Here is a 22,372-nt window from a genome sequence, read left to right as displayed (position 1 = left end):
ATTTACTTTTGTTTTACTGCTCGATTATAAATTTCATTAATTTGTGATTCACTTGGCTTACGCCCTACTTGTTGATAAATCATACGAATTGTATCTTTTGAAATTGGCGGATTTTTCTTTAATTGGCGCTTCATAATTTTCATTGAAACAAAATAACCTATCACAAGTCCTGCAATTAAAAATAAAACAATTCCAATACCTAAACCAACAGCTAATGAATGCGCATGGGCGTTAGCATTATCTAAATCAGCTTGAGTAACAATATCTGTAGCTTCATGAATAATTGATGAAAAAACCTCTGATACCTTAAATAAAAAATTTGAAAAACTCATAATTACCTCTAAAATATAAAACTTATATTATATTCATTTAATACTAATATATAATACTTTTTTAATTATAATATTTTAATGATTATAAATATCTATTATAATAAAAGTCTAAGTTAATTTTTTAACAATTTACTTAGAATTAGATTAAAAACCATGGAGGTTTTAAGTGAAAAAAAATAATGAAGATCAGACAGACTCCTTTGTTTCGTTTGATCCACAAAATACAGATCCATTAACTGGTTTAAATGACGAACAAGTTTTAAAAAGTCGTCAAATTTATGGCTTTAATGAAATCAAAAAGAAAAAGAAATCAAATATTCTTACAAAATTCTTTAAACAATTTTTAGATTTCATGGTTATTTTACTTGTAATTGCCGGAATTATTACTTTAATTTTAGCAATTGTTAAACCCCCGCATGATATAACAGAATTAATTGTCCAATATGTTGAAGTTGGGGTAATAGGCTTCATTTTATTTTTAAATGCAATTTTTGGAACCATTCAAGAAGTTAAAGCAGAAAAAAATACAGAAGCATTATCTAAATTAACATCTCCTCAAGCTAAAGTATTACGAAACAACCAAATTTTAATTATTGATTCAAGAGAGGTTGTAATAGGTGATATTCTAATTTTAGAAGCAGGAGATTGAATTCCCGCTGATGCTCTATTAATAAATAGTTCATCGCTTGAAGTTGATGAAGCTGTTTTAACAGGTGAGTCATTACCAGTTCAAAAAGATGCTAAAGCAATTGTTAAACAAGGCGCAGGGATTGGCGATCGCTTAAATCAAATTTTCTCTGGAACATCTATTACTAATGGTACTGCTAAAGCAATCGTTACTAACATTGGAATGAATACTGAAATAGGTAAAATTGCTAAATTAATTAATGACCAAAAAGTTCAATTAACACCATTACAACAAAAAATTAATAAATTATCAAAAATTATAGGTGCATTTGCATCAGTTTTGTGTATAGCTGTTTTTATTATTTATATTTATTTAGTTGGAGGTGGAAATTGAGAAATTAATTGACATCCAGCTTTAGTAATGGCTATTTCATTATCTATAGCTGCTATTCCTGAAGGAATTGTTGCAATTGTAACAATTATCTTATCATTTGGTGTTAAACAAATGGCAAAACAAAATGCTTTAATTAAACGTTTACCAGCTGTTGAAACATTAGGAAGTGCTAATGTGATTTGTTCTGATAAAACTGGAACTCTAACACAAAATAAAATGACTGTTACTAAAGTTTTTACTAATATATTAAAAACAACAGATTTAATTAATGAAAAAGATGTTTATGAATTAATTAAATGAGCTTCTATTGCAAACAATGGTTCAAGAAATTTTAATGATAAAAAACAAGAATATGAATTTATTGGCGATCCAACTGAAACTAGTATTATTGAAGCAGCTCTTAAATTAAATATAGATAAAAGTGAACTAGATAAAGAATTTGTTAGAATTCATGAATTTCCATTCGACTCAACACGAAAATTAATGAGTGTAATTGTTAGGAATAATGATAATTATTACTTAGTTACTAAAGGAGCAATTGATGCTATTGAAAAAATTGTTGTTGAACCAATTACAAACGATGTTTATAAAGCAAATGATTTTTTAGGTAAACAAGCTTTAAGAGTTTTAGGTGTGGGAATTAAAAAATTAGCATTCTTGCCAACTAATTTTAATCAAGATGAACTTGAAAGAGAATTAGAATTTATTGGATTAGTTGGTATGATTGATCCACCACGTCCTGAAGCACAAGAAGCTGTTGAGATTGCAATTAAAGCCGGAATTCGACCTGTCATGATTACAGGTGATCATATTAATACAGCATCTGCAATTGCTAAACAAATTGGTATATTAAATGAAGGGCAAGAAGTATTAAGTGGGCATGAATTAAGTTCCATGAGTGATGAAGAATTAATTAATAATGTTGAGCGTTATAGCGTTTATGCACGTGTTTCACCAACAGATAAAATTCGTATCGTTAAAGCTTGACAATCACACGATAAAGTCGTGAGCATGACAGGTGATGGTGTTAATGATGCTCCAGCACTAAAAGCCGCTGATATTGGATGTGCCATGGGAATCACTGGTACAGATGTTTCAAAAGCTTCGAGTGATATGATATTAACTGATGATAACTTTGCAACAATTATTAATGCTGTTAGTTTAGGTCGTTCAATCATGGACAACATTAAACGTATCATTGTCTTATTATTGATCACTAATTTAGCTGGATTAATTTCATTAATTTTTGGAATCATTATTTTGGGTATTAACCCAATGTCTTCATTACAAATTTTATGAATTAATGTGATCGCTGAAACTCTACCAGGAATCGCATTAGGTGTACATTTAGCAGATGCTAATTTAATGCGTCATAAACCATTAAAGAAATCTGCTCCAATTGTTAATAAAAAAATGTGAATGACAATCTTTATTAATGGTTTCTTTATTGGTTTAATTTCTATTCTATTGTTTTATTTAGGGGCATCATCACATTTTGACTTTGATTTTATAGCAATGAGAAACGAGTTTAAAGAACTTGCTAATCTTGAAGCAATATATCAAAATGTGTGAAATTGATTAGGCGAAAATCATGAAATTACTAATATTGTTCATGAAAAAATTATAGCGATAAAAACACCAATTATGGCCGGATCGTCATTGACATTTATTTTCATGGGAATGAGTTTGGCTTTTAATGCATTAAGTTTAAGAAGTAATCACTCAATATTTATTAATTTTTGAAAAAACTCTAAATATATTGTTTATTCAATAATAATTTCTGTAATTATGATTATTGTTATTACTTATACTCCTCATTTAAATGAAGTATTTAATATGAATCCATATAATATGAATGGTTACGAGTGATTTAATGTGTTTCCATTTGTTTTATTTACAATTCCCTTAGGTATTTTTGAAGTAATAAAATATGTTAAATATTTAAAGCTACGCCGTAGTTTTGATTATAAAAATAAAACTTATGCTTCATTAAATCAAGAAATAAAATCATTAAATTTAAAAATTAATAATACAAAAATTAACTATGAAAAAGAATACTATAAAGCACTATTAAACAATTTAATTGTTAAAAGAAAAATTTTAATTAATAAGTGTCACAAAGAAATATAATTATTACAAATTTATAAAAATAAATCTAGTAGAATAATTAACATTCGCTAGATTTTTTATTTTAAATGTGTAAATTATTAAATTATACAAATTAATATATTATAAATATGTCTAAATTTTGTACAATTTAAGGTGAGGCTATGCAACTTTTTTTTACATTATAAAGATTTTTACTTCATGAAAACACGGTTTAAAAGAAATATTTTGTTAGCATTTTTAAGTGCTATTGTTACACCGGTTCCCGTTATATTGGCTTGTGTGTTAACAAAAACTAACAACGAAAACAATTCACAATGATTCAAAATTTTTTCAGAAATTAAAAACGAAGCTAATACAAAAATTAGTTATGTTTTTGCAAATAATCATAAATTAAATTATCTTATTGATAAAGCTAAACAAATAGATAATTTTATTAAGATTTTAAATTTAAATGAAAATAGTGGAAACAATTGACTTATATATGGATTTTCAAAAATATGAAAATTAATACAAGAGTTTGATTTTATTCTAAAACAAAAAACACAAGAATATAATAATTGATTAACTAAAGTAGATGACGTTATTAAATTATTAAAAGACAAAAAAATAGAACTTTTAAAATTTAAAAACAAAAATAATGTTAATGATGCTAATCTTAATTTAATTCAAAAAAGAATTGATGAAATTTTGGATAATTATACAAAAGCGCCAAATGATGAAAATATTGATGATATTAAAATAAGATATCAAAAAATTGTTGAATCATGTAATTATAACTACCAAAAATCAATTAAAGAAGAAACTAATAAAACTAAAAAAATTAAAGAAGAGATAAAAAATTTAAAAAAAGATTATTTCGACAAAATTGAAAATGGCAAAGAATATTACAAATTGTACGATGAAGAAATTGCTAAATTGCTTTATGAAGCTAATCAACTTAATGATAATATTCATTCAATTCTTGATCATATATTAAATAGAAAATCGCTTGAAAATAAATTTAATGATCTTAAAAAGGAAGTTGAAGAACATAAGAAAATATCAAAATATATTAAAGAAAATGCTAATAAAAATAACGAAAACTTTTGAGGTACATGAAGAGAGAATATTTTAGGAAAATATTTTGTATATCAAAATTTTATGGATAACACTAATGTTGCTATTTGGTATGGATTGGCATTAAAAATCGAAAATTTATCAAAACAAAACTTCATAAATAATAAAGTAAATGAATTAAAACAATTATTAGAAAAATGAAAATTGTATGGTCAAGCACTTATAAGAGATACATTTGACGCAATTGGTATTAGTGGGTTATTCTTTACTGTCAACACAAAAGTGAGAATGTTAGAAAATTATTCACCACTTATAGATCCAAATCGCCCTTCAAAAAAAGGTGAATATTACATTTTGATTGAAAAATTAAAGAATTTATTAAACGAAATTCAAGAAAGATCAAGAAAAGCGAGCAAAAATCTTCAAAATATTTACGATCAAGTTGTTAAAGATGATGTCGAAAAAATTCTTGAATATGTTAAAGCAAATGGTTATGGTTTTTCTCCGCAAGAAGCTTTTAATGAATTAATGACTTGGTCTAATTATTATTTAAATCAAATGCCAGAAATTTTCCAACATTATAAAGAAAAAATAATCAAACCTGTTCTTGATCAAATTAAAACAAAAGGTAATTCAGCAAGCGATGTTGTTAAATTAGAAGAACTATACAATTACAAGTACAATTATACTAATTTTTATGAACCTTATAATTTTGAAAGAGATTCTTTTTACTGAGAAAAAGATTATAAAAATAATGACAAAAACGAAAAGGTTAAAGATGATGAAGGGCGATATATATTAAAAAAACAAATTCCTCACCACCTGAAAAATGAATACGACACTGCGCGCTTGTTTTTAAAAATAGAAAGAACTATTGATGAAGTATGTAAAAAATACTCAATAACTAATCCTTTAAACTAAAAAACAATTAAACTTTTCTTAACCAAAAACGCTAAGAAAAGTTTTTTTATATTTTAATAATCATTTTTAACAAAAACAAACTGAATATGAGAGGTGTAAATATCGATTTTAATAAGTGATCTAATCTCTAAAACAACACTATTACTATCATAGTTTTCACTGAGTTTTTCATAATCAATTGATGCTAAAATTTGACTAGCAAATTTGGTGTCTTTTAATTTATAAGTAACTTTATAATAAAAATATTTTTGTAAATTAATAATTTCGCAAAGTTCAATAATTTCTTTTGCACATTGAGTATATGCACGAATTAATCCGCCAGCACCTAATTTAATACCACCGAAATAACGAATAACGAAAATAATAACATTTGTTAATGCTTTTGTTTTAATCATATTTAAAATTGGTAATCCTGCAGTACCATTTGGTTCTCCATCATCTTGTGCTTTCATATAATTAGATTGTGGACCAATAATGTAAGCATAGCAAATATGTGTTGCATCAGAATATTCATCTTGATATTTTTTTAATAACATTGATACTTCTTTTTTAGTATTAACTTTATTAATAGAAATATAAAATTTTGATTTTTTAATAATTACTAAGGAGTTTTGATCATTTTTAATTGTTTTAAATGACATGGACTTTTTTAAACTCTTCTAAATCAATACAAACTTGTTCAAGCTCGACAATTGTTAAATGCAAGTGCAATTGTTTATTTAAAATAAATTTTAAAATATTAATAATATTTTTATAAGATAATACTTTTTGATTGCGAAGTCATTTCAATAAATTTATTGAATAATTATTAACAATTTTTACATGTATACAAAAAACGATTAAAACTCCTAAAATTAAACCAACACCCATCAAGCTAATTAAAGGGTCAAAATAATTAGCTAAACCAAATATTAATAAAAAAATAAAAATTATTAATGATGATAAAAAAGCAAACGCATATTTTTTAATAAAGTATGGTTTATTTTTAGAATTATTCTGATTAATATAATCAATAACTTGTTGTGTGTAATTATTCATAATCTCTTTTTTATTTTGCTTTTTTCAATTAAATTATAATAAAAAAAGCATTAGAAATACTAATGCTCATTAATATTATTTGATTAATTAGAATCAATATCAACAAATGAAAAACGAATTGCTTTACCACCAAACTGATCTCCATAAACTTTAATTTCAAGTGGTGAATGAAAATTAATAGCATTGTAATCATATGAATTTTCAGTATAATTAGCCAAATTGAAATCGTGTTTTATTGTATGATCATTAAACATTAATTTAGGTAAAGTTTTAATTCATGGCACTAAACTAACTTGTCGTGAAACCAATTTTTTAGTTTTATCATAATTTTCTTCAATAAAAATTGTAAAAATAAAACCTTCTTTATTTAATAAAGCAAATTTAGCAGTTTTACTAAAATCAGTATATTCATCTAATTCTTCTGGTTTTTTATCTAAATTAGAACTTTCTATCACATATAAACCATCAATAAATTCATTAGAAGAGGCGCGATAGAAAGAACTATGATTATTAACTTTTGAATCTTTTAAATTCTGCACTGTTTCTTCGCTTGATTCTTGAAATAAATTATCATCAGGGTATAACATAAAAATTTGTTTTGTTAAATTAAATAAGAATCATAATCAATTTTCATTAAATAATTTGTTGTGAGCTTTACGAGCTTGTTGATAAGCAAAAGGATTACTTACTGATCCGCCACCAAAAGGATTTTTCTTTGGTTTGTTTTTTTTAGGGTTTTTATCATATACAGGTCCTTTATTAGCATCATTTTGTACAGTATTATAATAATTTAGTCAATTAGCAATTTCTTGTGTATAATCAGGTTTAATATTTTGTTGAGATTTAATATACTCTTCACGTTCTTTTTGATCTGGGTAAATACTTAATAAAAGATTGTGAATAACCTTATTATTTAAAAATGTTGTTCAATTATTTTGTGAATCAACACTTGTTTTTGTAGTAATTATACTATTATCTAGTTTAATTACATCATCAAGAAAAATTCTTATATTAATAGGTTTAAATAATGGATTATTACTTGTAATAACTAAACGATCATTTCATTTTATTAAACGAGGTAGTTTAATTAAAATTTGTTTATCTTTAATAATATAATCTTTAACTAATAAATCATTCTTTTGGTTTTTTTCATCAATTAAACTTACATTAAAAATCATTTTTTTATTGTTCTTTAATGATTGATCAAAAGCTAAATTAACATAATAATTTTTAAATCCATCACTAATAAAACTAATTTGATTACGTACTAGTTTTTGTTGTTTTTGTAAACTTGAATTATTACATGCACTAATAATAAAGGGAATAATAACTAAAGGAAGACAAAATAAACTTCATTTTCATAAATGTTGTTTCTTAAAAAATTTAGACATAACTATTCCTTTCATAAAAGTAACATTTGGGCTGGTATTCCATATTCATATTTATCAATCATATCTGTTTCAAATAACTTATAGTATTCTTTGCTTTGATGAAAAATAGCTTGATGGAAAATCGATGTTATTAAATCAATTGATAATTTATTTTTAGTTTTAGGAAAGAAATAAACTAATGGATTTAAATTCAAACGATTTTTGTTATTTGCAAAATCAATTTTAATATTAAATATTGATTTGTTTTTTGTGATATATAAATCTTTAAATGAACCAATTAAAATAGAAGTATCGCCTTCTTGTTTTTTATCTAAATAATTATTAATAAAATAATAATCTTCATAAGGTTCAAGATTAGTTAATCTTTGTAAATATTCTTTACTTGGTTCAACTATTTCTTTTGTTATTGGATTTGTTTGTTTTGGTAGTGTAAATCAATTATTAAAACTTAGTTCAAAATGATTTAAATTCATTAGAATAAAGTATCAATTTTGAGAAAATAATTGTTCGTAATCTTTTAATTTTTGTTTATATTCCAAAGAGTCTTTTGCCATTTTTTGTGATTTAAAATAATTACTAAATTCTATTAATTGTTTAATTAATTTTGTTTGATATTCTTTATTGTTTTGTTGTGTTAAATAATTGGTAATTTGCGCATCATCATTATTAAAAGCATCTAATAAAAGGTTTTTAATTATTTTTTGTGTAACATATGCTTCTTTTGAAATTTTATGAATGTTAATATCTAAATTATGATCAATATATTTTTGAAAATGATTTAATTCTTGTTGATTTGGTTTAGAATTAATTTTATTTTCTTGATGATATTCTTTTTGTATAAAATCACGAGCACCAACCTCTTTTTGATTTACATTTCTTAAAACATATCGTTTAAAGCCTAATTGATCTTTTAACTCTAAAAACATTTCATAACTAAATTTTTGAAAAAATGATTTTTTAACATTCAAAAAGTTAAAGTTATTAGTTTCATTATATTTTTGTTTAATTCGATCTAATCCTTGTTGATAAGTTGCTTGATCAAATTGTTGATTTTCATCTAAATTTTCTTCATAATAATTTTTATAGTTAGCAACATCTTTTTCAAAACTTTTTTCACGCTGTTGATCAATGTTTGTTTGCATTTGGGTTGCTATTGATTTTAGATCATTAATTTTTTGATCAAATTGGAAAAGATCAGTATCAAATCGTACATCAAAATGATTTTTTTTGTTAAATTTTAGTAAACGCAAAACTAAATGATCTCCAAATTGTAAATAATAAACATCAACGCTATGATAAACTTCTTGATCAAATGTTTTTTGTTTAACTTTTACATAATTTACTAAAGGCTTATTAATATCAATAACTTTATTAAGAATTAATGATCCACTAAAATCTTGCTTTTCATTTTTATAAGGAGCATAAAAATCTGGTTTATAAGGTGTGTATACAAATTTTAAAGCATTTAAATTTGTAAAAAATCAATATCAATTATTAGCAAGTGATTCAAAAATAGTTCTTTTTGCAATATTTTTCATAATTGATATTGCATCATCATCACTAATATCTAATCGATTAGGATTTAATAGTGTTAGAGCAAATTTTAAATCTAATAATTGTTGATCAGAAACATTGTTTTGATCATATATATAAGTATTTAATTGTGCTTTATTTTGGTTAAAAACATCTAAAAATAACTGTTTTGATAAATCATTAACAAAAAAGTTTGTTTCTTGATAAATTTTTGAAGTAATTTTGCTTTGATTTTTAGATACTAAAGATAATCCTGTACCTAATCCAACAGTTAAGCTAGTAATTAAAAAAACTGATAGCAAGCTTGATATTAAAATTTTTCTTTTTTGTTTTTTCATTAATGTGTAAACCTAATTTCTAAATAGTTATTGATAATAAAATATATTAAAAAATCAATAATCAAAAACACAAATTCAATAATGAAGAATATTATTTTTTATTTTTTTAAAAAAGGTGGAACAAAACAGCAAAAGTTTAATAACTATTTAATTATTACTTTTTTATATTTATAATTCTTCGTATTTTTAAATGACTTGTGTTTAGATGGTTTTTGATTTTTAAAATCATTTTTTATTTCATTATTTTCAAGCATATTTTGTTGTTTTAAAAAACCTTGATAGCCAGCTTTAAAACCACTTTTTTTATTATTTATAGTTTTTTGTTCATTGTTATAATTTGTTTTGTCACTAAATTTTTTATCGTGCTTTATTTCTTTTTTTAATTTTGTATTATCTTTAACTTTCACAGGATTGTTGTAGTAAATTTTATTTTTTTTTATCTTCATTCATACTAGTTTGCTCTCTTTATCTTTTAAGAAATAAAAAACCAGTTAAAAGCAAAAATGCAAAACTGGTTTTTAGATTGATTTAATTAATTATTAATTGTTTGATTAAACTAATTGTAAAACAGCTTCTTCTGTATTATCTCCTGGACGATTACCAAGTTTAATAACACGAGTGTATCCACCAGCACGATTAGCATACTTAGGACCTAATTCGTTAAATAATTTACGTAATAAATCATCAGCTGAGTGTTGGTTTGTTCCTAATAAAATCGCAGCTGCAGCACGACGTGAAGCAAGTGTGTTTTTCTTAGCAAGAGTGATTAAATGATCAACATGACGTTGTGATTCTTTTGCTTTTGTTTTTGTTGTCACAATTGAACCATGACTTATAACATCAGATACTTGTTGACGACTTACCATTTTTCTTCATGCACGTGTTTTACCTGGTTTGTTAATGTAACTCATATGAAATTATTCCTTTCTTTTAAAGTTTTAGTCTTTTTTTAACTCAAGTGAACGTTCAGTTAATTTTTGAATAATTTCAGTAACTGATTTACGTCCTAAATTCTTAATTTTTTCAAGTTGTGATTTTGTTAATTCAATTAATTCAGCAGTGGTATTAATACCTGATTGTTTTAAAGCATTATATGCACGCACTGTTAAATCTAAATCATCAATTGAAATTGAAGCGTTTTGACGTTTTTCTTCTTCTTCACGCTCACGCATAATAATCATTTCATTAATTGTTTTATCAATATTCATGATTGGTTCTAAATGCGCTTGCATAATCTTAGCAGCAATCGCAATTGCTTCGCTTCCTGATATCGTACCATTTGTTGCAATGTCAATTGTTAAAATCTCAGACATTGATGATTTTGAATCTTTAATCATTTCTACATTATAAGCGTAATGTAGGACTGGTGAATAGTTTGAATCGGTTGCGATAATATGTAGTGTTGAAACAAAATCTTTATTTGTATTAAAGTCGACACGACCACGTCCTGTTTTTGCAAAAATTTCAATTTCTACATCAATTGGTTTTGTTACTTCTGCAATGTATAAGTCTTGGTTAACAATTTCAAAACCTACTGGACATACAATATCTTTAGCTGTAATCACACCAGGTCCTTTGAAATTAATTTTCATTTTTGGTCATTTATCAATTAATAAATTGTTGAAATAGTCTTCACTATAAATTAATTCATCAATTTTAATTGCTAAATTTTTTAAGTTTAAAATGATGTGAGTGATGTCTTCTTTAACACCTTCGTATGGTTGAAATTCATGCGAATATCCCCCAAATTTAACAGCGAACATTGACGCACCGGGAATTGATGATAAACAAATTCGACGTAAGGCATTTCCTAATGTGTCACCAAAACCAATTTCAAGTGGGGCAATTTTAACAACTGTACGATTTTTGTCTTCGCTATTAATTGATGGCACATCAAGTTGGTATTTTAAAAATTTACGCATGTTATTTCTCCTTTTGCAATAATCAAAACCAAATTACTATCTTGGTTTTTTAGGTGGACGACACCCATTATGTGGAATTGGAGTAACATCTTTAATTTTTGTTACTTCTAAACCTGCTGCTTGTAGGCTACGAATTGCTGTATCACGACTTGCACCTGTTCCATTAACATGAACTTCAACAGATTTTAATCCCATATCAATCACAGCTTTTGCTGCTGCTTCAGCAGCAATACCTGCTGAATATGGAGTTTTTTTCTTTGTTCCTTTATAACCGATTGAACCAGATGATGCTCAAGATAAAACGCTTCCTTGTTCATCAGCCAAAGTAATAATCGTATTATTTTTAGTTGCATGAATATATGCAATTCCATTAGTAAAACTAAGTTTTTTCTTCTTTGCCATAGTTTGATTATTCCTTTCTTATTATCTAGTTTCAATCTTTTTATTAGCAACTGTTTTACGTGGTCCTTTACGTGTACGAGCGTTTGTTTTTGTTCTTTGTCCACGTACTGGCAAGCCACGACGATGACGGATTCCACGATATGAACCAATTTCCATTAAACGTTTAATGTCCATAGCTACAGTTCTTCGTAAATCCCCTTCTAATTGTAATTTTTCGCCATTTGCTTTAACAAAGTTTAAAGCTACACGACGAATTTCAGCAATTTGTTCATCAGCCAAATCATTTACACGAATATTTTCGTCTATATTAGCTAATTTTAAGATTTTTTGAGATGTAGATTTTCCAATACCAAAAATGTATGTTAATGAAATTACAACTCTTTTATCATTAGGAATATCTACCCCTAAAATACGTGCCATATTGTTTATGTTCCTTTCTTTACTATATATTAACCTTGACGTTGTTTGTGTTTTGGATTAGCACAAATAACACGCACAACACCTGATCGTTTTACGATTTTGCAATCTTTGCAAATTGCTTTAACTGAAGCTCTAACTTTCATTATAGTTTTCCTTTCATTTAAGTTTAGCTATCACGATGACGATACGTAATTCTTCCACGTGTTAGGTCATATGGACTTAACTCAACATCAACAGTATCACCTGGTAAAATGTTAATTTTATTAACACGCATTTTACCTGATACGTGGCTCATAATCGTAATGCCATTTTCTAATTGAACTCTAAAATTCCCGCCTTGTAAAATTTCAACAATTTTACCAAGCATTTTTAATTTTTCTGTATCTGCCATTTTTATTCCTTGTTTAAAATATATCCCTTAAGCTGTTAAAACTTCACAACCATCTTTTGTAATTAGAATCATGTGTTCTCAATGACAAGTCATTTGATGATTTTTAGATTTCACAGATCATTGATCATTTGGATCAATATAATAAGCATTTGATCCACTTAGAATCATTGGTTCAATACAAATTACCATATTCTCTTCTAATGTAACATTACGATACAATAAAGATCGATAATTAGGAATCAATGGATCTTCATGAATTTCATTACCACAACCGTGGCCAGCAAAATCACGAAGAATAAAATAACCGTTTTTTTCAATAAACTTTTGAATTACATTTGAAATTGCATGTGTTGTTACTTTTGGTTTAATAATTGCAACGGCTTCGTCGATTGATTTTTTACAAATCTCTGACATTTTTAGTGCTTCAACATTTGAGTTGTTAATAATAATGGTAAATGCCGCATCACAATAATGATTATCGTATTTAACACCAACATCAAATGTTACCTTATCACCATCTTTTAAGATGTAATCGGTTGGGACTCCATGAATAACGCACTCATTCACTGAAATACAAATATGACCTTTAAAACCTAAATAGTTGTGAAAAGCAGCAATTCCACCATTTGCTTCAATAACTTCTTTAGCTAATAAGTCTAATTCTTTTAATGAAACGCCTGCTTTGACTTGTTCATAAATTGCTTCACGAGCAATTTTTCAAATTCGTACAGCTTCTTTAATAGCAGTAATATCTTTTTCTGTTTTAACAATAACCATGGTTTTAACTTCATCTACTTTTTCTACTTGTTTTGTTTTAAATAATTATTGATGTCTTCATAAACATCTTTAATAGGTTGATTAGCATTGATTTTAATAAAACGTGGATTAGTTTTATAATGCTTAATCAAAGGTAGGGTTAATTTATCATATTCATCTAATCGAATACTTACAGCATCTTCATGATCATCAGCACGTTGATAAAGAGTAGCTTGATCATTATCACATACACCATCAACCTGTGGTTTTTTAAAATGAATATTATAAATTCCTGCACATTTTGGACACATTCAACGTCCAGTTAAACGTTTCATTAATTCTTGATGATTAATATCTAGATAAAAAATATAATCTAAATCACAATATTGTTCTAAAGCTAAAGCTTGATTAATTGTGCGTGGATAACCATCTAAAATAAATGATTGTTGATTTTCAATTAGTTCATCAATTGCTGATTTAGCAACTTGATTCGTGATTTCATCTGGTACTAATTTACCACCAGAAACATTAATCTCTTTAATTTTACGTGCTAATTCACTATCCTCTTTTAAAATTGCACGAAATAAATTACCTGTGGAAACGTGTTTTAATGCATTATTTTTAGTTAATAATTCACTAACACTTCCTTTACCACTCCCTGGGGGGCCAATTAAAAGGATTTTCATAAAATACCTCTATCAAATTTGTGACTTACTACTCTTGTCACTTTCAACACTTATTGTAATGGCTGTTTCTAATTCTTTTCTTTGGTAAGCGTATGATGTTGAAGTTGATGTCGATTTAATTGCATTTCATAATTCAAGCGTTGCTGTAACCATAATAATAATTGAAGTTCCTCCAAAAATTGTTGATGGTTGAATTACAGGAATTCCATGATTAATTGTTTTAGCTACTAAAGCAACTAAGTGAGGCAAGCATGCTAGAAAAGCAAGGATTGGTGCACCAATTCAATTCACACGATAAATTACTTTTGTAATATGTTTTTCAGTATCCATTCCAACTTGAACCCCTGGAATAAAACGACCAGCTTTTTTAATGTCTTCAGCCATTTTTGGTGGATTAAGTTGTACATATGAAAAGAAGAATGTAAATAATAAAATTAAAACTACATAAATTGCTAAACCAGTTCAAGAATCAACAATAAAATAATTATGAATCACATAATATCCCATACTTTGTTTATCTAAAAACTCAGCAACCTGTGCGGGAATCGCTAAAACAGATGATGCAAAGATCACTGGCATTACTCCCGCTGTCATAATTTTAATAGGAAGAAATGGTAGTTTCTCATGATCTAAAATTAGAGCTTGACCAGTTTGTTGAATTGGAATTTTTCTTGTTGAGTTATTAACAAAAACAACCCCAATCAAAATCATGATATAAAATAAAATGTATAAAATGAAACCGATGATTTGTGAAACTTTACTGCTTGTTAAACTACCTAGATTTGAAAAAATAGCAATAAAGTGATTAAATAATGAAGCAACAATTCCTGTAAGAATTAATAATGTAATTCCATTACCAACACCTTTTTTTGAAATTAGATCAGCTAAAAATAACGAAATGTAAGTACCACCAACCATTAAAAAAATGTATGTTACATAAAATAATGGTGAACCAATGGCAAACGGTGCGTTTGGAACAATAGAAATAAATCCATTTGCTCTTGTCATCAAATTAATAATAATGACAGCTTGCATTACTGCAAGTGGTAAGGTAATAATTCTTGTAATTACTTCAATTTTTTTACGACCACGTTCACCAGATTTAGATAATTTGGCGAGCGGTGGCACAAGCTCACTTGATAAAAGTTGCATAATAATTTGAGCGGTAATGTAAGGACCTATCCCAATTGCAAAAAGCGAGAATTGTGATAGACCTCCACCACCCAATAGGTTAATAATTGAAAAGAATGAACCTTGATTACCAAAATTACCATTTAATTTAATATATGGCATTGGGATAACAGATCCAATTCTAAACAAGATTAATATACTTAAAGTTACAATTAATGCAACTAAAACTTTTTTATTTTTAAAGATCATTAACAATTGTCTAAAAGCATTTTTTTTCTTCTGTTTGTTAGTCATTGTTAATCCCCTTATTTTGGTTTAGTAATAAATTATATATTATAAACTTCTATTACTCTAAAATTTGTGCTTTTGCTTTTGAATTGCTAATTGATTCCAATGCACCTTTGCTAAATTTGTGAGCACTTACTACTGTGCCACTTGGTAAAACTGCATTACCTATAACTTTGATTGGTAAATCTTCATTTTTAGCAATTTTGTTTGCATACATAAATTCAGCTGTTAATTCTTTTGTTTCATATTTTACTAATGAAATTAAAGTTACAACGTTGTATTTATTTGCAAAACGATCGTTGTTAAAACCAACTTTTGGCACACGACGATAAAGAGGTGTTTGCCCCCCTTCAAAAGCTAAACGTACCATTCCTGATTTACGTGCTTTTTGTCCATCTTGTCCACGTCCAGAAGTTTTTCCTAAACCAGAACCATGACCACGACCTACACGTTTTTCTTTGTGGTTTCTTGAACCTTTTTTATATTCTAAATTATGTAATTGCATGACAAACTCCTAATCACTATAATTCTTTTAAACTTTTGTCACGTAAACGTGCAATTTCTTGTGGTGTTAATTGTTGTAATAACCCATTAATTGTGGCACGAATAACATTCATTGGAGCATTAGCACCACGCGATTTTGTATAAATATCAGTAAATCCAGCCAATTCAACCACAGCACGTACAGGTCCACCAGCAATAATTCCAGTACCTTCAGGAGCAGGTAATAACATTACTTTAGCAGCTCCATGGCGACCATTTACATCGTGGTAAATTGAACCTTTTTTTGTTTGCTTAACTTTAATTAAATTATTGTTTGCGTTTTTAATCGCTTTTTTAATTGCATCTGGAACTTCGATTGATTTACCCATACCAAAACCTACAGTTCCATTTTTATCACCAATAACAACTAAAGCACTAAAACGCATCATACGTCCACCTTTTGTTGTTTTTGAAATTCGTTTAATTTTTACTACACGTTCTTCAAAATTAGATGTTGTTGTTTCACGTTTAAATGTTTTTGCTTTTGGTTGTGTATTTTCTTTTTTGTTAACTACTGGCGCAGTTACTGGTTGTTGTTTTTCAACTTTTTCACTATCTACAATAGTTTCTTTTTTAACATTGTTTTCCATATTATAACTGCTCCTTTTTAAAATTCTAATCCAGCTTCACGTGCTGCGTCTGCTAGTGCTTTAATACGCCCATGGTATTTAGCACCATTTTTATTAAAAATAACTTGTTTAAAGCCTTGTGCTAAAGCTTTTTTAGCAATATCAGCACCTACTAAACGTGCATTATCTTTATTACCATTTTGTAAATCTAATTGTACAGATGATGATGAAGCTAAAGTAATATTTTTGTTATAGCAAATTAATTGTGCTCAAATGTGTGCATTTGTTTTTGTAATAACTAAAACAGGTTTGTTTGCAGCTAATTGAAGGTTACGAATTTTAACATGAAGACGTTTAGCACGAAGTGCACGTTGTTTAGCACGACTAAAATTAATTCTTTTCATACTTTATGAATGACCTTTCTATTTTTTCTTATCTGCAGTTTTACCTGCTTTACGCACAATTCTTTCGCCCTTGTACATCACACCTTTACCTTTGTAAGGTTCAGGTTTACGATAAGCACGTACTACTGCTGCAAAAGCACCAACAGCAGCTTTATCTGATCCACTAATACTAATTTCTGTTGCAGATGGTGTTTCAATTTTTAAACCTGTTGGAATTTGAATTAATAAAGGGTGAGAAAAACCTAAACCTAAATTAAGTTTTGATCCTTCAACTTTCGCTCTAAAACCTACCCCTTTAACTTCTAATTCTTTTTTTCAACCAGTAGTTACACCAACTAAAGCATTAGCAATATTTGCATTTACTGTTCCATGGAACATTTTTGTTTGTTTTTCATCGTTAGCACGACTAACTTTAATAGTATTATCAACAACATCTACACTAATTAGATTCACTGGAAAATCAACACTTAATTTTGCAGTTTGACTAACAATATGTACTTTACCAGATTCAACACTAACATTTACATTAGCTGGAATAGTTAATTTACGATTTCCAATTCTTGACATAAATATTCTTATCAAACGTAAGCGATTACTTCCCCGCCTACATTTTCCTTTCTTGCTTGTTTATCTGACATAACACCTTTTGAAGTTGTAATGATAGCAATTCCTAAACCATTTAATACTTTTGGTAAATTTAAGTGTGTTGAGTAAATTCTTAATCCTGGTTTTGAAATTTGTTTAAAACCATTGATAGAAGATGTTGTTTGGTTTTTGTATTTTAGTTTAACAACTGTTTCAGATTTGTTGTTTTCAGTTGGACGAATATCATAAGATTTGATATATCCTTCTTTAACCAATAATTCTAAAATCGCTGTTTTAAGCTTTGAAGTTGCAAAACTAACTTCAGCTTTATGGGCCTTACGACCATTATTAATTTTTGTAATTAATTCAGCAATTGGATCTAAATACATATCTATCCTCCTATCAAGATGCTTTCTTAATTCCTGGAATTGCACCAGCGTAAGCTAAATCTCTAAAGCAAAGACGACATACACCAAATTTACGATTAACAGCATGTGGACGACCACATTTTACGCAACGAGTGTATTCACGAACTGCAAATTTTTGATGTTTTTTTTGCTTAGCAATTAATGATTTTTTCGCCATAAATTATTTGTCTCCTCTTACTTTTTGAAATGGAGCACCTAGTCCCACTAGTAATGCTTTAGCTTCTTGGGCTGTTTTTGCAGTTGTAACAAATGTTACATCAAACCCACGCACTGATTTAACATCATCATAAACAACTTGAGGGAAAATAATTTGTTCTTTAATACCTAAAGTGTAATTACCTTGGTCATCAAACGAATTATTTGAAATTCCTTTAAAATCACGTACACGAGGTAAAGCAATATTAAATAAAGTTTCAATAAAAGCTCACATACGATCGCCACGTAATGTAACTTTAGCACCAATACTTTGGCCAGCACGTAATTTAAATGTTGCAATTGATTTTTTAGCTTTTGTTTCAACAGGTCTTTGTCCTGTAATTAAAGTTAATTCTGAAATAGCTGCTTCTAAATGTTTTTTATCAGCAACAGCATTTCCAATTCCTGCGTTAATAACTACTTTTTCAATTTTAGGAATTTGCATTACAGAAGAATAAGCAAATTCTTTTTGCAAATCTTTAGCAACTTTATTTTTATATAAATCTTTTAAGAATGCCATAACTTATCCTTCCTTTTTATTTTTTATTTGCATCAAGTTCTGAACCACTTTTACGTGCTACACGAACTTTTTTGTTATCTTTAAGTAAATATTTAACTTTAGTTGCTTTACCTTTATCTTTTCCTTTAGGATCAACTAATGCTAATTTACATAAACGAATTGGAGCTTCTTTTTCAATAATTCCAGATTGTTCATGCGTTTGATCTTTCTTTTGATGACGTTTAATTTTATTAACGCCTTCAACAAGTGCTGTTTGTTCTTTAGGGTTAACTTGAATAACTACGCCAGATTTATTTTTGTTTTTACCTGAAATAACAACAACTGTATCGCCTTTTTTAATTCTGTTCATTATCTGCTAACCTCCTATAATACTTCAGGAGCAAGAGAAGCAATTTTTGTGTATCCACGATCACGAATTTCTCTTGCTACAGGACCAAAAATACGTGATCCTCTTGGTGTCTTATCTTCTTTAATAAGTACACATGCGTTTTCGTCAAATCTAATTAATAAACCAGATTCACGACGAATTGATTTTTTTGTTCTAACAATTACAGCTTTGGCCATTTGTCCTTTAGCAATTAAACCAGCAGGTGTTGCTTTTTTAACTGAGACAACTACAATATCGCCCACTGATGCATAACGTTTTTTAGAGCCACCAAGCACTTTGATTACTCCAACTTCTTTAGCACCTGTGTTATCTGCAACTTTTAGTCTTGTCATATGTTGAATCATAATCTTCTCCTTAGTTGCACTAACGTGCTCTTTCTAAAATTTTGCTAACTCTTCAATTTTTTGTTGCACTTAATGGACGAGTTTCAGTGATTTCAACAAGGTCACCAACTTTAGCATCATCATTATCATTGTGTGCGTGGTATTTTTTATGACTAATTACAAGTTTTCTATATATTGGGTGTTTGCTTTTAGTTTCAACACTAACAACAACAGTTTTTTGCATTTTATCTGAAACTACTAACCCTTCTAAAACTTTACGACGGCTTCTTTCCATTATTTATTAGCCTCCTTGTTGTTTAATTTTTCTGCTAATTCACGTTCATTTAAAATTGTTAATGCACGTGCAATTGTTTTACGAATCTCTTTGGCTGTATGAAGTTTTTCTGCTTCCCCATTCGCAGCTGCAAAACGAAGTTCTAATAATTTGGCTTTAAGCTCAATAACAATTTTTTCAAGTTCTAAGCTATCTTTTTTACGAAGATCTTGTGCAATACTACTCATTAGTTAGCTTCTCCCTTCTTAACAATTTTTACTTTAATTGGTAACTTATTTCCAGCAGCACGTAAAGCTTCACGCATTAATTCTTCTGAAACATTAGCAATTTCAAACATTACTGTTCCAGCTTTTACAACTGCTACTCATTTTTCTGGACTACCTTTACCAGAACCCATACGTACTTCTAATGGTTTTTTAGTTAATGACATATGTGGAAAAATACGAATTCACATTTTACCAGTTTTTAATAAACGTTTTGAAATTGCAATCCGTGCTGATTCAATTTGACGCGCATCAATTCATGCACCTTCTAGTGCCATTAATCCAAATTCACCAAAATCAACTTGTTTATTTCCTTTAGCTTTACCTTCGTAGCTTACTTTATGAGGCTTACGAAATTTTGTTCTTTTTGGTTGTAACATAATTTTATAATCTCCTATTCGCTAACTGCTTGCTTTGGAGCAGGTTTAGTATTTTTTGATCTTGATGAACGATTAAATGATCCTTTTTTTGGTTTTGAACTACGACTAAATTCTTTATTTGCAGCATGCGCAACACTGTTTACTAATTTATTACCAAATAATTCGCCACGATTAATTCAAACTTTAACACCAATAATTCCATAAGTTGTATGTGCTTCTTGCATTGAATAATCAATATCTGCACGTAATGTATGTAAAGTCATTACACCTTGTGTATATCCTTCTTCACGTGCCATTTCCACGCCACCTAAACGACCTGAAACGTGTGTTTTAATACCTCTAGCACCAGCTTTTAGAACTTTTTTAATTACCATTTTTTGAGCTATTCTAAATGAAACTCTATTTTCAATTGCGTCAGCAATTTCACGTGCCATTAATGAAGCTTGTAATTCTGGAATTTGAACTTCAACTACTTTTAAAGATACTAATTGTTTACGACCAACAATTTTGTTAATTGCTAATTCAATTAATTTCTTTTCTGATGCTTCTGTTCCAATTAATAAACCACTTTGTACAGCATATACATAAACATTTACCCGTTGTTGGTCACGTTCAATTTCTACATGATCAATACCAGCATTTTTATATTTTGTTGATAAATATTTTCTAATCTTATCATCTTCAACTAATCATTTAGCCATTTGTAATTGATCAGTTGGCACTCAACGAGATAGTCATTGTTTGTTGATTCCAAATCTTAGTCCATTTGGATTTACTTTTTGACCCATTTGTAAAATCTCCTTTATCCTATTTTAAATATTGGAATCCACTTGGACCTTTAGTCATGTTGTATTCGCTAAGATCTTTTGGATTACGGTATTTATATGCTTTTTTGCTTACAAGTGCATGTGCTTTATCTTTTCCTTCATAGTAAGCATCATATTCTTTTTTAGAAATTACAGATTGTTTGTTGTATTTTCTTCAAATTGATGAGATTGCACCAATTTCAACTGATTCTAAATCAAATTCACCAACAACTTTTTTAGTTGGGCTAGTTACATAAACTAGTACACGTAAAACTTTATTAACAGGTGTTGTTTTATAAAAGATTACATTTTTTTCTAAATCATCAAATAAAACTTGTGCATTCTTAGGTGATGTTGAAATCATAATTGTTTCAGTTGTTTCTTCTTCTTTTTGTGAAGCAGTTTTTTCAACAACTTTTAAAACTTGTTGTTCACGTTTTAAAAGTTCTGGATCAACGTTTTCGTCTTTTTCAACTGGTTTTGTTTCTACTTTGCTTGGTTTAGCAACTTTTTTAGTTTCAACTTTAGCGACTGGTTCAACTACTAATGGTTTTTTTGATTTTTTAGCTTTAATAGCTGCTAATTCTTTTTCACGTTCATTAACATCATCAGATAAAACAATTTCTAAATGTGTTGTACGTTTAAATAATTGATCAGCAGAACCCTTAGCACGTGGTAGTGTTCTTTTCATTGTTGGACCTTGATTAGCTACAATTTTGTAAATATATAGTTTACTTGGATCCATATCTTTAGAGTTATGTTGAACGTTTGAAATTGCTGAGTTAAGTAATTTCAAAACGATTGGAGCAAACTTCTTTGGTGTATTGCTTAAAATTCGAATTGCTTCATGTACTGGCTTGTTTCGAACTAAATCAATTACAAGAGAAGCTTTACGGTGCGAAATATGAATATTTCTTTGAATAACTTTATTTGTCATA

Annotated in this window: 31 protein-coding genes; 2 read left to right on the top strand and 29 right to left on the bottom strand. The window is 27.8% G+C overall.

From position 1 onward, the window contains the following. Positions 1-2 precede the first annotated feature (2 nt). Positions 3-332 (bottom strand): YneF family protein, encoded by a 330-nt coding sequence (locus UUR8_RS03890; RefSeq protein WP_004026114.1) that lies wholly within the window; start codon positions 330-332, stop codon positions 3-5. Between the two features lie 166 nt (positions 333-498). On the opposite strand from UUR8_RS03890, the gene UUR8_RS01305 reads away from it, so the two are divergent. Continuing rightward, the gene (locus UUR8_RS01305) at positions 499-3,483 is read left to right on the top strand and encodes a cation-translocating P-type ATPase (RefSeq protein ID WP_004025972.1); all 2,985 of its coding nucleotides are present in this window, start codon (positions 499-501) and stop codon (positions 3,481-3,483) included. Positions 3,484-3,660: 177 nt separating this feature from the next. After that, positions 3,661-5,439: a hypothetical protein gene (locus tag UUR8_RS01300; RefSeq protein ID WP_004025919.1), complete on the top strand. Its 1,779-nt coding sequence runs from the start codon at positions 3,661-3,663 to the stop codon at positions 5,437-5,439. Positions 5,440-5,492: 53 nt separating this feature from the next. On the opposite strand, the gene UUR8_RS01295 is transcribed toward UUR8_RS01300, so the two are convergent. The 28 genes from UUR8_RS01295 to rplV all read right to left on the bottom strand — a co-directional run bounded on the left by UUR8_RS01295 (position 5,493) and on the right by rplV (position 22,371). Then, positions 5,493-6,080, bottom strand: coding sequence for an IMPACT family protein (locus UUR8_RS01295; protein ID WP_004025859.1), 588 nt, complete (start codon positions 6,078-6,080; stop codon positions 5,493-5,495). Continuing rightward, positions 6,070-6,477 carry a hypothetical protein gene (locus UUR8_RS01290; RefSeq protein ID WP_004025995.1) on the bottom strand — a complete coding sequence of 136 codons (408 nt, stop codon included), beginning with the start codon at positions 6,475-6,477 and terminating at the stop codon, positions 6,070-6,072. Before UUR8_RS01290 ends, UUR8_RS01295 begins: the two co-directional genes overlap by 11 nt. A gap of 83 nt (positions 6,478-6,560) precedes the next feature. Beyond that, on the bottom strand, positions 6,561-7,868 hold the full coding sequence (locus tag UUR8_RS01285; RefSeq protein WP_004025517.1) for an aromatic motif membrane protein: 1,308 nt from the start codon (positions 7,866-7,868) through the stop codon (positions 6,561-6,563). A gap of 2 nt (positions 7,869-7,870) precedes the next feature. Further along, entirely contained in the window at positions 7,871-9,739 is a 1,869-nt protein-coding gene (locus tag UUR8_RS01280) for an aromatic motif membrane protein (RefSeq protein ID WP_004025567.1), read from the bottom strand. Positions 9,740-9,882: 143 nt separating this feature from the next. Beyond that, positions 9,883-10,185: a hypothetical protein gene (locus tag UUR8_RS01275; protein ID WP_038100154.1), complete on the bottom strand. Its 303-nt coding sequence runs from the start codon at positions 10,183-10,185 to the stop codon at positions 9,883-9,885. A gap of 105 nt (positions 10,186-10,290) precedes the next feature. Next, entirely contained in the window at positions 10,291-10,650 is a 360-nt protein-coding gene (gene rplQ, locus UUR8_RS01270) for a 50S ribosomal protein L17 (RefSeq protein WP_004026179.1), read from the bottom strand. Between the two features lie 27 nt (positions 10,651-10,677). Then, the gene (gene rpoA, locus UUR8_RS01265; protein WP_004025702.1) at positions 10,678-11,661 is read right to left on the bottom strand and encodes a DNA-directed RNA polymerase subunit alpha; all 984 of its coding nucleotides are present in this window, start codon (positions 11,659-11,661) and stop codon (positions 10,678-10,680) included. Positions 11,662-11,697: 36 nt separating this feature from the next. Beyond that, positions 11,698-12,063 (bottom strand): 30S ribosomal protein S11, encoded by a 366-nt coding sequence (gene rpsK, locus UUR8_RS01260; protein ID WP_004026006.1) that lies wholly within the window; start codon positions 12,061-12,063, stop codon positions 11,698-11,700. Between the two features lie 21 nt (positions 12,064-12,084). Continuing rightward, the gene (rpsM, locus tag UUR8_RS01255) at positions 12,085-12,483 is read right to left on the bottom strand and encodes a 30S ribosomal protein S13 (protein ID WP_004025797.1); all 399 of its coding nucleotides are present in this window, start codon (positions 12,481-12,483) and stop codon (positions 12,085-12,087) included. Positions 12,484-12,512: 29 nt separating this feature from the next. Then, positions 12,513-12,626, bottom strand: coding sequence for a 50S ribosomal protein L36 (rpmJ, locus tag UUR8_RS01250; protein ID WP_004025773.1), 114 nt, complete (start codon positions 12,624-12,626; stop codon positions 12,513-12,515). A 23-nt stretch (positions 12,627-12,649) separates the two neighbouring features. Further along, on the bottom strand, positions 12,650-12,874 hold the full coding sequence (gene infA / locus UUR8_RS01245; protein ID WP_004025652.1) for a translation initiation factor IF-1: 225 nt from the start codon (positions 12,872-12,874) through the stop codon (positions 12,650-12,652). 27 nt (positions 12,875-12,901) lie between these two features. Further along, positions 12,902-13,651 (bottom strand): type I methionyl aminopeptidase, encoded by a 750-nt coding sequence (map, locus tag UUR8_RS01240; RefSeq protein WP_004025565.1) that lies wholly within the window; start codon positions 13,649-13,651, stop codon positions 12,902-12,904. 23 nt (positions 13,652-13,674) lie between these two features. Beyond that, entirely contained in the window at positions 13,675-14,316 is a 642-nt protein-coding gene (locus UUR8_RS01235; RefSeq protein WP_004025873.1) for a nucleoside monophosphate kinase, read from the bottom strand. Between the two features lie 9 nt (positions 14,317-14,325). After that, entirely contained in the window at positions 14,326-15,741 is a 1,416-nt protein-coding gene (secY, locus tag UUR8_RS01230) for a preprotein translocase subunit SecY (protein ID WP_004026188.1), read from the bottom strand. Between the two features lie 52 nt (positions 15,742-15,793). Next, entirely contained in the window at positions 15,794-16,240 is a 447-nt protein-coding gene (rplO, locus tag UUR8_RS01225; RefSeq protein ID WP_004025962.1) for a 50S ribosomal protein L15, read from the bottom strand. Between the two features lie 16 nt (positions 16,241-16,256). Then, complete coding sequence (gene rpsE / locus UUR8_RS01220; RefSeq protein WP_004026225.1) at positions 16,257-16,868, bottom strand: 30S ribosomal protein S5; 612 nt, start codon at positions 16,866-16,868, stop codon at positions 16,257-16,259. Between the two features lie 17 nt (positions 16,869-16,885). Then, positions 16,886-17,251, bottom strand: a complete 366-nt coding sequence (rplR, locus tag UUR8_RS01215; protein WP_004025963.1) for a 50S ribosomal protein L18 — start codon at positions 17,249-17,251, stop codon at positions 16,886-16,888. Positions 17,252-17,269: 18 nt separating this feature from the next. Beyond that, complete coding sequence (gene rplF, locus UUR8_RS01210) at positions 17,270-17,818, bottom strand: 50S ribosomal protein L6 (RefSeq protein ID WP_004026019.1); 549 nt, start codon at positions 17,816-17,818, stop codon at positions 17,270-17,272. Between the two features lie 8 nt (positions 17,819-17,826). Then, complete coding sequence (gene rpsH / locus UUR8_RS01205) at positions 17,827-18,225, bottom strand: 30S ribosomal protein S8 (protein ID WP_004025683.1); 399 nt, start codon at positions 18,223-18,225, stop codon at positions 17,827-17,829. 10 nt (positions 18,226-18,235) lie between these two features. Beyond that, positions 18,236-18,421, bottom strand: coding sequence for a type Z 30S ribosomal protein S14 (locus UUR8_RS01200; RefSeq protein ID WP_004025816.1), 186 nt, complete (start codon positions 18,419-18,421; stop codon positions 18,236-18,238). A gap of 3 nt (positions 18,422-18,424) precedes the next feature. Continuing rightward, positions 18,425-18,979 (bottom strand): 50S ribosomal protein L5, encoded by a 555-nt coding sequence (rplE, locus tag UUR8_RS01195; protein WP_004025603.1) that lies wholly within the window; start codon positions 18,977-18,979, stop codon positions 18,425-18,427. 16 nt (positions 18,980-18,995) lie between these two features. Next, positions 18,996-19,328, bottom strand: a complete 333-nt coding sequence (gene rplX / locus UUR8_RS01190; RefSeq protein ID WP_004025812.1) for a 50S ribosomal protein L24 — start codon at positions 19,326-19,328, stop codon at positions 18,996-18,998. Positions 19,329-19,342: 14 nt separating this feature from the next. Then, the gene (gene rplN / locus UUR8_RS01185) at positions 19,343-19,711 is read right to left on the bottom strand and encodes a 50S ribosomal protein L14 (protein WP_004026223.1); all 369 of its coding nucleotides are present in this window, start codon (positions 19,709-19,711) and stop codon (positions 19,343-19,345) included. A gap of 19 nt (positions 19,712-19,730) precedes the next feature. Next, positions 19,731-19,985: a 30S ribosomal protein S17 gene (gene rpsQ / locus UUR8_RS01180; RefSeq protein WP_004025503.1), complete on the bottom strand. Its 255-nt coding sequence runs from the start codon at positions 19,983-19,985 to the stop codon at positions 19,731-19,733. Beyond that, positions 19,985-20,212 carry a 50S ribosomal protein L29 gene (rpmC, locus tag UUR8_RS01175; protein WP_004026203.1) on the bottom strand — a complete coding sequence of 76 codons (228 nt, stop codon included), beginning with the start codon at positions 20,210-20,212 and terminating at the stop codon, positions 19,985-19,987. Before rpmC ends, rpsQ begins: the two co-directional genes overlap by 1 nt. Beyond that, complete coding sequence (rplP, locus tag UUR8_RS01170; protein WP_004026134.1) at positions 20,212-20,628, bottom strand: 50S ribosomal protein L16; 417 nt, start codon at positions 20,626-20,628, stop codon at positions 20,212-20,214. The genes rpmC and rplP overlap by 1 nt, the downstream gene beginning before the upstream one ends. Positions 20,629-20,642: 14 nt before the next feature. After that, positions 20,643-21,416 carry a 30S ribosomal protein S3 gene (gene rpsC, locus UUR8_RS01165; protein WP_004026040.1) on the bottom strand — a complete coding sequence of 258 codons (774 nt, stop codon included), beginning with the start codon at positions 21,414-21,416 and terminating at the stop codon, positions 20,643-20,645. Between the two features lie 19 nt (positions 21,417-21,435). Beyond that, a complete protein-coding gene (gene rplV / locus UUR8_RS01160; RefSeq protein ID WP_004025878.1) occupies positions 21,436-22,371 on the bottom strand; it encodes a 50S ribosomal protein L22 in 936 nt (311 codons plus the stop codon). Between the last annotated feature and the right edge of the window lies 1 nt (position 22,372).

This window comes from Ureaplasma urealyticum serovar 8 str. ATCC 27618 (genome assembly GCF_000169535.1).
Taxonomy (GTDB): Bacteria; Bacillota_I; Bacilli_A; order Mycoplasmatales; family Mycoplasmoidaceae; genus Ureaplasma; species Ureaplasma urealyticum.
This window is presented reverse-complemented; position numbering and strand designations above follow the sequence as displayed.